This window comes from Rhodomicrobium lacus, assembly GCF_003992725.1.
GTDB classification, from domain to species: Bacteria; Pseudomonadota; Alphaproteobacteria; order Rhizobiales; family Rhodomicrobiaceae; genus Rhodomicrobium; species Rhodomicrobium lacus.
The window spans coordinates 1056121-1069154 of sequence record NZ_RZNF01000012.1 but is presented as its reverse complement, the minus strand read 5'-3'; the positions used below and the strand labels follow the sequence as shown (position 1 = coordinate 1069154).

Sequence of the window (13034 nt, the reverse complement as noted above, 5' to 3'; positions counted from 1 at the left end):
GCGCGTCAGCTCGCGTCCCGGAACCGCTCCGCCGCCTGCAGATCCACGCTGACGAGCTGGCTCACGCCCTTCTCCTGCATGGTGACGCCGAACAGCCGGTTCATGCGCGCCATGGTCATCGGGTGATGGGTAATGACGAGGAAGCGCGTCTCGGTGGAGCGCGACATCTCTTCCATCATGGTGCAGAAGCGGTCCACGTTGGCGTCGTCGAGCGGCGCGTCCACCTCGTCGAGCACGCAGATCGGCGACGGGTTCGTGAGGAACACCGCGAAGATGAGTGCGAGCGCGGTCAGCGCCTTTTCACCGCCCGAAAGCAGCGTGAGCGTCTGCGGCTTCTTGCCGGGCGGGCGGCAGAAGATTTCGAGGCCGCTTTCCAGCGGGTCGTCGCTTTCGATGAGTTGCAGTTCGGCCTCGCCACCGCCGAACAGGATCTGGAAGAGTCGCACGAAATGGGCTTGCACCGTGTCGAACGCTTCTAGCAGGCGCTTGCGGCCTTCCTTGTTGAGGCTCGCAATGCCGGTGCGCAGCTTGCCGATGGCCTCCTGAAGGTCGGCGCGCTCCTTCTCCATGCCGTCGAACTCGCCGCCGAGCGCCGCCGCTTCTTCCTCGGCGCGCAGATTGACGCCGCCGAGACGCTCGCGCTCCGCCTTGAGCTTTACGATCTGCTGTTCGATCTCCTGCGGCGGGGGAAGCGCCGCGTCTTCCTCCAGGCCGACCGCTTTCAGGATCTCCGGCGGCTGACACTCGAAGGTGTCGCGGATCGCGTTCGCGTATTCCGCGCGGCGCTCGCGCGCGGCTTCGAGCCGCGCTTCAATGCGGGCCCGGGTTTCGCGCGCGGTTGAAAGCCCGGACTGCGCATCGCGGAGCGCGCGGTCTGCATCGCGCAGGCTGTTCGTGGCGGCGGCAAGTTGGTCGGCGGCGGCCTTGCGTGCGGTTTCGGCCTGCCCGATCTCGGTTAGGATCTTGTTCCGCCGGTCCGCGATCTTCGCCGGAAGCTCCTCCGCCTCGGCCAGTTCCGCCCGGATGCCGTCGAGCCGCTCGGCGAGGCTGTTGATCTGCGCATTCGCGCTCTTGGTGCGCTGGAGCCAGCGAAGCCGCTCCTCGCCGATCTGCTTCAGTCGAAAGGCGCGGGCGCGGATGTCGCGGTCGATGCCGTCGAGCGCGGCCTTGGCCTGCGTGTAGACGTCGCGCGCGGCGGCGGCGCGCTCCTTGAGCCGCGCCAGCTCCGCTTCGGCCTGATCGACCGGGCGAGCCTCTTCGAGCGCGGCCTGCGCATCTTCGCGGGCGGCTTCGGCCTCCTCGCGCGCATAGGCGGCGCGTTCGCGCGCTTCCTCGATATTGCGAAGCTTGTTCGCCTCCTCCATCGCGGCGCGCTCGGCCTGCGAGAAGGTTGCGCGCTTTTGCGCCAGTTGAGCCTGCGCCGCGCGAACGGCTTCGCGAAGCCGCTTCTCGGACGCCTGCGCCTCGGTCGCGGCATTCTGCGCCGCAAGGCGCTCGGCTTCGGCGCGGTCTGCGGCTTCGCGCACCTCGTCGAGCTGCTCCTCCAGCCCGGCGAGGCGGTTGCGCTCTGCGAGGCGGCGCGCGGCGGCGGACGGTGCGTTTGCGGCGGACACGAACCCGTCCCAGCGCCAGAGGTCGCCCTCGCGCGTCACGAGCCGCTGGCCGACGGCCAAACTCGCCTTCAGCCGCTCGCCTTCGTCGCGGCTCGCCACGACGCCGATCTGCGCGAGACGGCGCGAAAGCTCAAGCGGACCGCGCACGAAATTCGACAGCCGTTCAGCGCCATAAGGCAGCGCGGGATCGCCGCCCGCATCGCTGACGAGCGTCCAGCGTGTCGGGGCGTTCTGATCGGCCGTTACGTCGAGATCGTCGCCGAGCGCTGCGCCGAGTGCGGCCTCATAGCCGGGCGAAACGGAGATCTGGTCGACGATGGGCTTGAACCGGCCCGCGTCGGACGGCTTCAGCAGCTTGATGAGCGTGGCCACCTCGGTTTCGAGGCTCTTCGCGCGGAGCCGCGCGGCCCCGGCTGCATCGCGCGTGTCCTTTTCGCGCTGGCGAGCCGCCGCGACGGCTTCCTCCGCCGCGATGATGTCGCCTTCGATGGTCTCGATCTGCGCTTCGAGCATGGCGACGTCTTCGCGCAAATCGTCCACGGGCGAAGCGGCCTCGGCCCGGGCGCGAAGGTCTGCCAATTGCCGCGAAAGCTCGGCTTCCTGCTGCGCGAAGCGGCCCGCGCGGCTGCCGTGTTCGCCGATCTGCGCCTCAAGCTGGCGGCGCTCGGCGCGAAGCTCGGCCACCTTCGCCGTGAGCGCGTTGAGCATTTCCTCCGCCTCGCCAAGTCCCTCCATCGCGTTTTCGGCGCGCGCCTCGGCTTCCGCCCGCGCCTCGGTGCCATCGCCAAGCGCGCGCAGGGCTTCTTCGTCGCGGTCGAACTTTTCGAGCAGCTCCCGCGCCTCCGCGATGGCTGCGTCCTCGCGCTCGGCGTCCGCCTGCACCTGAACGAGGCGCGCGCGAAGCTCGGCCTCGCGCTCCTTCGCGCGGGCTTCCTCACGGTCGAGCGTGTTGCGCTCAACCTCGATGCGATGGAGCACGGCGGCGCGCGTCGCTTCCTCGTCGCGCAACGGCTGGAGCGCGTCCGCCGCCTCGGCCTGAAGCCGCAGGGCAGCCGCTTCGGCCTGGGTGAACTGCCCGACAGCGCGCAAGGCTTCGAGAAGCTGCGCTTCCTCGCTCTGCACGGCTGCGTTCGCCGCCGAATAATGCAAATGCTGCTGCATTGCTTCGAGCTTGCGAAGCTCGGTCGTCAATTCGCGATATTTCTGCGCTTGCCGGGCCTGCCGCCTGAGGCTTGCAAGCTGGTTGCCGAGCTGGCCGAGCACATCCTTCAGGCGTTCGAGGTTTGCCTCGGCGGCCTTCAGCCGAAGTTCGGCTTCATGGCGGCGCGTATAGAGGCCCGCGATGCCCGCCGCGTCTTCGAGGATGCGGCGGCGATCCTGCGGCTTCGCGTTGATGAGCTGGCCGATGGTGCCCTGCTGGACCATCGCCTGGCTGCGCGCGCCGGTCGCCGCGTCGGCAAACAGGATCTGCACGTCCTTCGCGCGGACCTCCTTGCCGTTGACCTTGTAAACGGACCCGGCCTCGCGCTGGATGCGGCGCGAGATTTCGAGCACATCGGCATCGTTGAAGGCGGCGGGCGCGGTGCGCTTCGTGTTGTCGATGGCAACCATCACCTCGGCCATGTTTCGGGCCGGGCGCTTGTCGGTGCCGGAGAAGATGACGTCGTCCATCGCGGACGCGCGCATGGTCTTGTAGGACGTTTCGCCCATCACCCAGCGCAGCGCTTCGAGCAGGTTCGACTTGCCGCAACCGTTCGGCCCGACGACGCCCGTCAGGCCGAGACCGATCAGAAGCTCGGTCGGCTCCACGAAGGATTTAAAGCCAAGAAGCCTAAGCCGTGTGATCTGCACAAGTCTTGCCCTTCCGTTTCACCGCCCGGTCACGCCCGCCAAGCCGTGGACGCGAGCGGATCGCGTCAGGCCGGATTGCCGGAACCGTGCTGCTGGGGCTGCGGCTGCTGCGCCGTTGGCGCGGCGGGATTCGCCAGCGCAGCCTCGATAACCGGCTGCAACTCTTCGAACGACACGGCACCGGCCATTTTCTTGCCGTTCACGAAGAATGTCGGCGTGCCCGAAACGCCGAAGCCCCGGCCTCGCTGCTTCACCAGGACCAACGCATCATTAATGCTTTGATTCGTGAGGCACTCGTCAAACTTGTCCCGCTTTATTCCTGTGAACTTCACAGCATTGTAAATGTCATCGGGCTTAACCTCCTGCGCAACCCACGTCTGTTGCGTCGACAGAAGCTTCTCCACGACCTTGGAATAGTCCTTCTGCGGGAGGCAGCGGCTCAGAACGGCGGTGGCGGCGGCGGCCTTGCCGATCGGATAGTCGCGCAGGACGAGCTTCACCTTGCCCTTGTCGATATAGGCCTTTTTCAGCTTCGGCAGCGTCTCGGCGTGAAACTTCGCGCTGTTCGCGCAGGTGAAAGACAGATATTCGACGATGGTCACCGGGGCGGTCGCCTTGCCGATGACCTGATCGCCGAGCGGGCCCGGCTCCGCGAGATCCGCCGCCGAGATCAGCTTCTCGGACTTCGGCTTGTCCGCGTCAGCCTGGGCACTTTCGTCCGAACCAAGCGACAGCGACGGAAGCGAGGGCATGGATGGCATGGCGGGCAATGAAACGCCACCGGTGCAGCCGGCCAGAAGTGCCGCGAAAGACGCCGCGCCGACAAGACGCGCTACGTTTGAAAAGGTCATCGGTCCCACCCGTTCCTTGCCCGTCGAAGTCGAGATGACGCCTCCCTCAGGCTCGCCTCGACCTTCACATACTGGGCACTATGAATGAAAAACGCCGCTTTCGCGGCGCCTCATGTTGCCTATTGCGTGCCGAGATACGGCTTCACCGCTTCAGCGAAAGCCTCGATCGTGGGTGCGCCGTCGAACTTCTTGCCATTGATGAAGAAAGTCGGCGTTCCGCGCACGCCCTGCTTCTCCCCGAGTTCGCGGACTGCCAGCACCTTCTTCTGAAGGTCTTCGTTCGCGAGGCACTTGTTGAACTCGGCATCGTTCAGCCCCGCCTGCTTCGCATAGAGCTTCAGCGGCGTGAGCGCATCCTGCTTGAAGGCCCAGTCTTCCTGCTTCTGGAAGAGGAGATCGTTGAATGCGAAGAAGCGGCTCGAATCGAGGCAGCGCGCCAGCACGGAGCCCGCGAAGGCCGCGTCATTCAGCGGAAACTCGCGCTGCACATAACGAACCTTGCCGGTTTCGATGAACTGCTTCTTGAGTTCAGGCAGAACGGTACGATGGAAGGTCGCGCAATGCGGACATGAAAGCGAGGAATACTCGATGATCGTCACGGGCGCATCGGCCTTTCCAAGCGCCTGATCGGGTAGGGCGGGTTGTGCCGCTTCCTGCGCCGCGGCCGGGGAAACGAAGTGACCGTCGGCTATTGTGGACAAGCCCAGAGCAAGAGCCATGGCCGCCACCGGGGCGTAGACTGCAAACTTCAGTTTCGAGGACACGAGCGCTCTCCCAGAATTAAATCCGCGTTTGCGATGTTTTGGAGCGCGCGACAACAAAATTCAAGCATGACCGTGCAAGAGACTGGGGAGACGCGGTCAGAGGCCGCGCGCCTTTCGACCTTCGGCCATCCGGGCAAGCGCGGCGGCGAGGCGATCTTGCGGCTGCGGAATTGCGGCTTGCGGCTCTGGCGTCGCGGATGGGGTGCCGCCTGTCGAGGCGGTGGCGCCTGGCGATGCGGTTTCTCCCTGCAAGGACGAAGCGGGCCGGATCGGTGCGCGGCGAGCCGGTCTTGCGGGCTTCGCCGCGATTGGCCCCTGCACGATCCGGAGCGCACTCACCGCGCGGAAGCCGAGCGTGCGATTGATCCGTTCCACAAGCTGCGGCGCGATATATTGCACGTCGAGCGCCTTCGCCGGGTCCACCTTGAGGAGCAGCACCGATGGCGGTGTGCGCCCTTCGAAGCCGGGTTCCGGCGCGCCTTTCGTCAGGCGCTCGGGCTTCGTATGCGCCGCAAGGCTTTCGCCCGCGATCGCCGGCCACTCGGCCAGAAGCTCCGCCATGACCGTGCCGCCCCGCGCGAGCGTCTTGCCCGCGACCGGCGCAATGAATCGCCCGACGGAAACCGGACCTTTGTAAGGAACCGCCGGCGCGCTCGCGCCGCTGCTCTTGCCGTGTTCGTTGAAGACCGCCATAGCTTGGGCGATGGCTGATTCGAGGCATGACATGAAGGCGCGAAACGCCGGGTGCCCCCGTTTGGTGTGCACATGATGCAGAAGAAGCACAGCGCGCGGCCCCCATTCGCCGCCGGGAGCTTCCAGCACGCACTGCTTCGCTGGTATGACGCCGCGCGGCGTGATCTCCCGTGGCGGGCGAAGCCCGGCGAGCGTGTCGACCCTTACCGCGTGTGGCTGTCGGAGATCATGCTTCAGCAGACGACCGTGAAGGCGGTCATTCCCTATTTCGAGGCGTTCACGCGGCGTTGGCCGACCGTCGAAGCGCTGGCCGCCGCCTCGCGCGACGACGTGCTCGCCGCGTGGGCGGGGCTCGGCTACTACTCGCGGGCGCGGAACCTGCACGCGTGCGCGCAAGCGCTCGCCGAGCGCGGCTTCCCTGCCGACGAGGAGGGTCTGCGGGCGCTGCCGGGCGTCGGCGCGTACACCTCGGCGGCCATTGCGGCCATCGCCTTCGATCTGCCCGCCGCCGTTGTCGACGGGAACGTGGAGCGTGTGCTCGCGCGCGTATTCGCGGTCGAGACGCCGCTTCCCGCCGCCAAGGCGGAGCTGCGAAAGCGGGCAGCCGAGTTGACGCCCGAAGCGCGCCCCGGCGATTACGCGCAAGCGATGATGGACCTCGGCGCGGGCCTTTGCAGTCCGCGCACCCCTTCATGTCTCATGTGTCCGGTTCGCGCGTTCTGCGCCGCCGCCGGGACGGGGGATGCGGAGCGTTTTCCATTGCGGGCGGCCAAGGCAGCGAGACCGACCCGACGAGGCGAAGCCTTCGTCATCGTTCGCGGCGGCTGCATCCTGCTTCGTCGGCGCGCGGACAAGGGCCTGCTCGGCGGCATGATGGAAGTGCCGATGTCGGAATGGGTGGTCGATGAGACGGCGGCGGTCGAAGTGGCGGCGCGCCCGAAGCGCGGACGAACGAAGGGCGATGCAGCAGCCAGGTCCGTCTCGCCGTTACCCGATTCAGCCGTTGCGGATAGCGCTCACGCTGGCTCGGTGGCGTGGCGGCAGGCGCGCACCGTTCAGCACACCTTCACGCATTTTCATCTCGAACTTCGCGTTTTCGCGGCAGACGCGAACGCAGACCCTTCGGCTGCGGCGGTGTTTTCCGGCGAATGGGCCGCGCTCGATGATCTCGCCGCCTTCGCCCTTCCCTCCGTCATGAAGAAGGCCGTCGCGTCCGGTCTCGAAGCGCTGGGCCTCCCCATGCAGCCGACGCGCTAAAACAACCGAGCGTCGGCGGCTGGCAGCGCGTCCAGCAGGGCGTCGAGCGTTTTCAACGTCGACAGATCCGCGCGCCCGTCCACCAGCGCGGGCCGGAAATGGCGCTGGAAGGCCCTTACCACAATCCTCGTGGCGTCATCGTATTCGCCGGTGACGTCGATGCCGTAGCCGTAGGCCGCCAGCTTCTTTTGCACCTCGCGCACGGCGCCGCCGCACGATCCCGTGTCGAGCGCGTCTCCTTCCACGATCGGCGCGGGTTCGACCCAATGGCCGATGCCGCCGAGCGCCAGCCATGCCCAGTTGAATTTCTCGCCGGGGTCTTCCTTGCGGGCGGGCGCGATGTCCGAATGGGCGAGAACATGGCGCGGCGCGATGCGGTTGCGCGCAACGATGTCGTGGCAGAGCTTTTCGACGGCGAACATCTGCGCGAGCGGAAAGTCGGGATAGCCGAGGCCGTGGCCGGGATTGTGAATCTCGATGCCGATGGAGCGGGAATTCACATCGTCGCGGCCTTCCCACATCGAAAGCCCCGCATGCCAGGCGCGCAAGCTTTCGGGCACGAGTTGCGTGATCGCGCCCGCCTCGTCCACGACATAATGGCAGGAAACCCCCGACTCCCGAAGCGCGAGCCAGCGGATGGCCGCTTCGGCGCTTTCCATGCCCGTGTAGTGCAGGATGAGGATGTTCGGGCTCGTGCACCCGCGCCTTTCCTCGCGGTTTTCGGCGGCGACGATGCGCGAAACAAGCCCGGAGTCGGGCTCAAATGGGGTCGCAATTTCGGATGTCATGCTGGCTGTACGCTACGCTTTCTGAGGCTGAGCCGCTCGCCTGTCCGGCTTCCGTTGCTAAACGGCGAGACGGGATTGCCGGATCTCGTCATAGGCCGCGTTGATGGCGGCGAGTTTCTTCGTGGCGATCTCGACGAACTCGGCGGGCACGCCGCGCGCGATGAGCTTGTCCGGATGGTTTTCCGCGACGAGCTTGCGATACTTCGCCTTGAGGTCCGCGTCCGAAACGTTCGGCGAAACGGAAAGCACGGTGTAGGGGTCGTACAACTCGCAGCGATAGTGCCGCCCGCGAATGCCCATATAGTCCATGTGGGTAAAGCCGAATTCCTTCGCCACATCGGCAAGGAACTGATCCTCGGCCGGAAGAAGCTGGCCATCGGAAATGGCGATATGGAACAGGCCGTCAAGCACGTCTTCAAGCAGTTGGCGGTCGTTGCGCAGAAGGCGGCCAAGCTGTCGCGCATACATCTCGAAGCCAGCGACGTCCTGCTTCGCGAGATTGAAGACGCGCGCGACGTTGTGCTCCTCCCCCGGCGGGATCTTGAACACTTCCTTGAACGCCTTGATCTCGCTTATCGTGACGACGCCATCGGCCTTTGCCATCTTCGCCCCGAGCGCGATCACACCCATGGTGAAGGCGACCTGCTTGTCGTGGGCCGAATCCGACAGGGTGCGATCCACCGCGTGGCCCGCCACGCCGCCGAAAAGCGCCCCGAGTGGCCCGCCGAAAGCGAGGCCCGCCGCCGCTCCGGCAAGTTTTCCCCAAATTGACATCGTTTCGGATCCAGCCGCCAAAGCGAAGTTGCAGCAGGTATCCTAGCCGAAAGCCGGTTGAAAAAGAAAGGGGATAGCGCCGCAGGAGCCTTTACAGTTTATCGGCCTTCCGGGGGAGACCAAATCTTCGGTCTCTTTTTGTCCGCATGCCGGTCTGGATGCGCCTGACGAATTTACATTGCGCGGGCTATGCCATGTGCCGCAAATTTCATCATCAAAAACGGCCGCCGCAAAGTGCCACGGTTACGTCCCTCAAAGCTGGTGTATGGTTGCCTAAAAATGCAGCAGTGGAAGGTCGCATGAGCAACCAACTCAAATACGTTCTCGACGAAACGCAAATCCCGAAATTCTGGTACAATCTCACGGCGGATCTGCCGGTGCCGCTGCCAACGGTGCTGCACCCGGGCACGCAACAGCCCGCCGGTCCCGCCGATCTTGAACCGCTGTTCCCGATGGCGCTCATCGAGCAGGAAGTGACGAGCGAGCGCGAGATCGAAATCCCCGAGCCGATCCGCGACGTTTATCGCATGTGGCGGCCGTCGCCGCTCTACCGCGCGCGCCGCCTCGAACAGGCGCTCGGCACTCCCGCCAGGATCTACTACAAGAACGAAGGCGTCTCGCCCGCCGGATCGCACAAGCCGAATACCGCCGTGCCTCAGGCCTGGTACAACAAGGAGGCGGGAATTCGGCGCCTGTCCACCGAAACGGGCGCCGGACAATGGGGCGCATCGCTCGCTTTCGCGGGCGCGCTGTTCGGCATCGACGTGACCGTGTTCCAGGTCCGCGTGTCCTACGATCAGAAGCCCTATCGCCGCGCGCTGATGGAAACCTATGGTGCGCGCTGCATCGCCTCGCCGTCGGATCAGACGGAGTCCGGTCGCGCCATCCTTGCGCAAAACCCGAACAGCCCGGGCTCGCTCGGCATGGCCATTTCCGAAGCGGTGGAGATCGCCGTCAAAGACCCTGCGGTGAAATATGCGCTCGGTTCGGTGCTGAACCACGTGATGCTCCACCAGACCGTCATCGGCCTGGAGGCCATCCAGCAATTCGAGCTGGCGGGGGACGATCCGGATATCGTCATCGGCTGCACGGGAGGCGGCTCGAACTTTGCCGGCGTTGCGTTCCCGTTCATCGGGTTGCACCTGCGCGGCGGCCGGAAGCGTCGCATCATCGCCGTGGAGCCCGCCTCCTGTCCGACCCTGACGCGCGGCAAGTACGCTTACGACTTCGGCGACACCGCGCACCTGACTCCGCTCGTCAAGATGCACACGCTCGGCTCGACGTTCATGCCGCCCGCGACGCATTCCGGCGGCCTTCGCTACCACGGCATGGCGCCGATGGTTTCGCATGTCCATGAACTGGGCCTGATCGAGGCGCGCGCCTATCACCAGAGGGCGTGTTTCGATGCGGGCGTTCAGTTCGCGCGGGCCGAAGGCATCGTGCCGGCGCCCGAGTCGACCCACGCGGTGCGGTGCGCGATCGACGAAGCGCTGCGCTGCAAGGCGGAAGGCAAGGCCGAAACCATCCTGTTCAACCTCTCGGGCCATGGCCATTTCGATATGGGCGCGTACATCAGCTATTTCGAAGGCCGGATGATCGATCAGGACTACGATGAAGGCGCGCTTGCGACAGCCCTTTCCGAGCTGCCCGCCGTGGCCGCTTAACCGGAGGCAGCCCTGCGGCATCAATCGATGACGCGGGGCGAAACCACGCTAATCGCTGGCGGCGGGTGCTTGCCGCTGGCGCTTGACTTCGCTCCGCTTCGACTTTCCGGCGAGCCGCCGCTGTTTCGAGCCAAGCGTCGGACGCGTGGGCCTGCGGACAGGCCGCTCGATGGCGGCCTGCCGGATCATGCGAACGAGCCTGTCGATGACGTCCTTTCGATTGGCCTCCTGAGTGCGGTAACTGCCGCCCGTGAGCACGATCTCGCCCTCCTTCGTCAACCGCGAACCGGCGATGCGCTCAAGTCGCCATCGCACCGCATCAGGCAGGCTTGGCGAGCGGCGTGCGTCGAAGCGCAGTTGCGCTGCGGTCGAAACCTTGTTGACGTTCTGACCGCCGGGGCCGCTCGCGCGGATGAACGTGACGGCGATCTCGCCCTCGTCGAGGTCGATCCTGTCCGTAACCGCAATCATCCCGATCCTGCCCGCCTGGTTGTGTTGCTTTGTCGCCCAAAAAGGCACCCTCGCTTGTAGCTTATCGCCGACGTCTTCGATACGGATTAAGGAACGCGGGTTAGCACGCGGTTCGATGGCGGGATTTGCTGGCCGCCATTGAGAGAGCGTGCGCAAACGGAAGTGACATGGCCGACATGACAGAGGAAAAGACGTATCGTGGGCCTTGCCCCTGCGGCAGCCACCTTACCTATGAGCGGTGCTGCCAAAGATTGCATGATGGCGAGCCTGCGGCGGACGCCGAGGCGCTGATGAGATCCCGCTATACGGGGTTCGGGCTGAAGCTTCAGGACTATCTGCTCGCAACCTGGCACGAGAGCACGCGTCCGACCGATCTCGATGTCGAGAAATCGGCACGCCGTTGGCTGGGACTGAAAGTTCTGCGTCATGATGTCACCGGACCCGACACCGCCGATGTCGAATTCGTCGCGCGTTACAAGGCGAATGGCCGCGTGTGGGAAATCCGCGAAACGAGCCACTTCGTCCGCGAAGATGGCCGCTGGTACTATGTCGATGGCGACTTCGAAAAGCAGCCGTGATCGTTCCATAGCAGGGCTGGCTTCGCAATCAGATCGGCAACGGGCTCTTCCGGAAATGAAGGCGGATTCACCGATCGGGTTGGATCATGGATCGGACCCGGCTCTGGCCTTCTCTGGCAGCCGCTCGGGACCCCGCCTTACGCCGCGAGCTTCGACTGGACAGCGGCGACCAGTGCGCGCGGGTTGAACGGCTTTGCCAGCACCACTTCGCTTGCCGCGCCAAGCTGCTCGGTGACAGCTTCCGGATGCGCGGTGAGGTAAATGACGTCCGCGTGGATCTGTTCGCGGATCGCATTCACCACATCGATACCGGTTTCGTCCCTGAGCCGATAATCGGCGACAATCAGCTTCGGTCGAGACTGGCCCGCTATGCGCAAGGCTTCGGCTCGATTTTTTGCGATGCCGGCGACGGAAAGGCCGAGCGTCTTGATAATTTTCTGGAGATCGAGCGCGATCATCGCTTCGTCTTCGATTATCAGCACTGCGGGTTTGGCGCGCAATTCCCGGATCGATGAAATATATGCCCGTCGAACCGCGGGCTCGGTCATCCCCATCACTTCCGCCACGTCGACAAACGGCAGGCCCATGACAGCGCGCAGGGCCACGATCTGGCGGTGCTCGCCGGAAAGCCGCAGAAGTTCAGCGGCGATACCGCGCCCTCCGCTGAAGCGAACGTCGGCAAGAGGCGCATTCGACGCGGAATACTCGTTCACGAGGCGGTAAAGCTCAAGTCTCGACGATCCGCCCTTCAGGGCCCGCGCCTTAAAAGCCTCGATAATGGCAATACGGCTCAATTGCCGGTTTCCGAGAATGCACGAAGCATATCGAAATATATTCTTTATAAGTTCGCTGGAGGCAGCATCGCTCATTATCGAACGGAACCCTCAGTAAAAAGCCCGAAGCATTGGCTCGGCAAGGATATCCGACCATACTGGAGATGAAAGTGCGGGAAAAGCTGAAAGTTAGTCTGAGGTTGGTGCTGCGCCCTGTTCTTCCAAAAAAAGCGCCGGTTATCGGGGGCAAGGGAGTACCCCGAACAACCGGCGACTGAGTTTCCCGTTCCAACTGGGTCACGTCACGCCAATCCGACCATCACGGCTTGCGCAGCGCAAGCAGATTTAAAGCAATTGCCGTGCCAAGAGTTCTGGTGTGCAATATTATGACGGCCTGTATCTGCGACAGAAGCGCGCGTTCTGGCGAAACCGGCTGACGGTAGCCCGGAATTTGTCAAATTGGCCGTCGCCTGCTTGAGGATCGGTTATCGAAGCGCTCCGAGGCTGCGCGTCGGGCGATTACGATGCGGGTGGAAGTGCGCAAAAAGCGCGCAGGGCGCTGAACAACGGGGCAATTATACGCTCAAGGCGCCGCGTAGCGCCGTCGCGCAGCAGATTAACGCCGATCATTAAGCCCGGCGGCTGACAACTGTCCAAGTTGCTCGCAGATCGCTCTCGACATCAGGGCGCTTTAACTCGGCGTGAGGTCTTGTCGGCGATGCGGTCTTGCGCAGAGGGATATGTTTTTTCGATTTGTTTTCAAAGCCTTGCGCGGCTCTCCGTCGGGTTTCGCTTGTCTGCGATGGCGTATTAATTTCTACAGTATTCGGAAGAAAAATCAGGTCTGAAAGGTTATCGAATTATCTTCGCGAACATATTGCCTTGCAAATTCAATGTTATGAAGTTAGGCTTCCTGAAATTAACGCAGATAAAATCTTTAAATAAAATTGTACTAAA

Annotated in this window: 11 protein-coding genes; 3 read left to right on the top strand and 8 right to left on the bottom strand. The window is 64.1% G+C overall.

What is annotated here, in order from left to right; all coding sequences use genetic code 11:
* Window positions 1-5 precede the first annotated feature (5 nt).
* From EK416_RS14410 to EK416_RS14395, 4 genes are all read right to left on the bottom strand, one after another.
* Window positions 6-3464, bottom strand: a complete 3459-nt coding sequence (locus tag EK416_RS14410) for a chromosome segregation SMC family protein (protein WP_127078671.1) — start codon at window positions 3462-3464, stop codon at window positions 6-8.
* Between the two features lie 65 nt (window positions 3465-3529).
* The gene (locus tag EK416_RS14405; RefSeq protein ID WP_127078669.1) at window positions 3530-4315 is read right to left on the bottom strand and encodes a DsbA family protein; all 786 of its coding nucleotides are present in this window, start codon (window positions 4313-4315) and stop codon (window positions 3530-3532) included.
* 119 nt (window positions 4316-4434) lie between these two features.
* Window positions 4435-5079, bottom strand: a complete 645-nt coding sequence (locus EK416_RS14400) for a DsbA family protein (RefSeq protein ID WP_245434067.1) — start codon at window positions 5077-5079, stop codon at window positions 4435-4437.
* Between the two features lie 96 nt (window positions 5080-5175).
* Window positions 5176-5805, bottom strand: coding sequence for a DUF721 domain-containing protein (locus EK416_RS14395; RefSeq protein ID WP_127078667.1), 630 nt, complete (start codon window positions 5803-5805; stop codon window positions 5176-5178).
* A 39-nt stretch (window positions 5806-5844) separates the two neighbouring features.
* Here EK416_RS14395 and mutY point away from each other — a divergent pair, with 39 nt between their 5' ends.
* On the top strand, window positions 5845-7029 hold the full coding sequence (mutY, locus tag EK416_RS14390) for an A/G-specific adenine glycosylase (protein ID WP_210211005.1): 1185 nt from the start codon (window positions 5845-5847) through the stop codon (window positions 7027-7029).
* Here the strand turns inward: mutY and EK416_RS14385 are convergent.
* Window positions 7026-7817, bottom strand: a complete 792-nt coding sequence (locus EK416_RS14385; RefSeq protein WP_127078663.1) for an N-acetylmuramoyl-L-alanine amidase — start codon at window positions 7815-7817, stop codon at window positions 7026-7028. The two genes, mutY and EK416_RS14385, sit on opposite strands and share 4 nt — an antisense overlap.
* Before the next feature lie 57 nt (window positions 7818-7874).
* Window positions 7875-8591, bottom strand: a complete 717-nt coding sequence (locus EK416_RS14380) for a TerB family tellurite resistance protein (protein WP_127078661.1) — start codon at window positions 8589-8591, stop codon at window positions 7875-7877.
* A 299-nt stretch (window positions 8592-8890) separates the two neighbouring features.
* On the opposite strand from EK416_RS14380, the gene EK416_RS14375 reads away from it, so the two are divergent.
* Window positions 8891-10255, top strand: coding sequence for a TrpB-like pyridoxal phosphate-dependent enzyme (locus EK416_RS14375; RefSeq protein WP_127078659.1), 1365 nt, complete (start codon window positions 8891-8893; stop codon window positions 10253-10255).
* 48 nt (window positions 10256-10303) lie between these two features.
* Here EK416_RS14375 and arfB read toward each other — a convergent pair whose 3' ends face one another.
* Entirely contained in the window at window positions 10304-10726 is a 423-nt protein-coding gene (gene arfB, locus EK416_RS14370; protein ID WP_127078657.1) for an alternative ribosome rescue aminoacyl-tRNA hydrolase ArfB, read from the bottom strand.
* Between the two features lie 167 nt (window positions 10727-10893).
* On the opposite strand from arfB, the gene EK416_RS14365 reads away from it, so the two are divergent.
* Complete coding sequence (locus EK416_RS14365; protein WP_342634632.1) at window positions 10894-11304, top strand: YchJ family protein; 411 nt, start codon at window positions 10894-10896, stop codon at window positions 11302-11304.
* Window positions 11305-11441: 137 nt separating this feature from the next.
* On the opposite strand, the gene EK416_RS14360 is transcribed toward EK416_RS14365, so the two are convergent.
* On the bottom strand, window positions 11442-12098 hold the full coding sequence (locus tag EK416_RS14360; protein ID WP_164730041.1) for a response regulator: 657 nt from the start codon (window positions 12096-12098) through the stop codon (window positions 11442-11444).
* Window positions 12099-13034 lie beyond the last annotated feature (936 nt).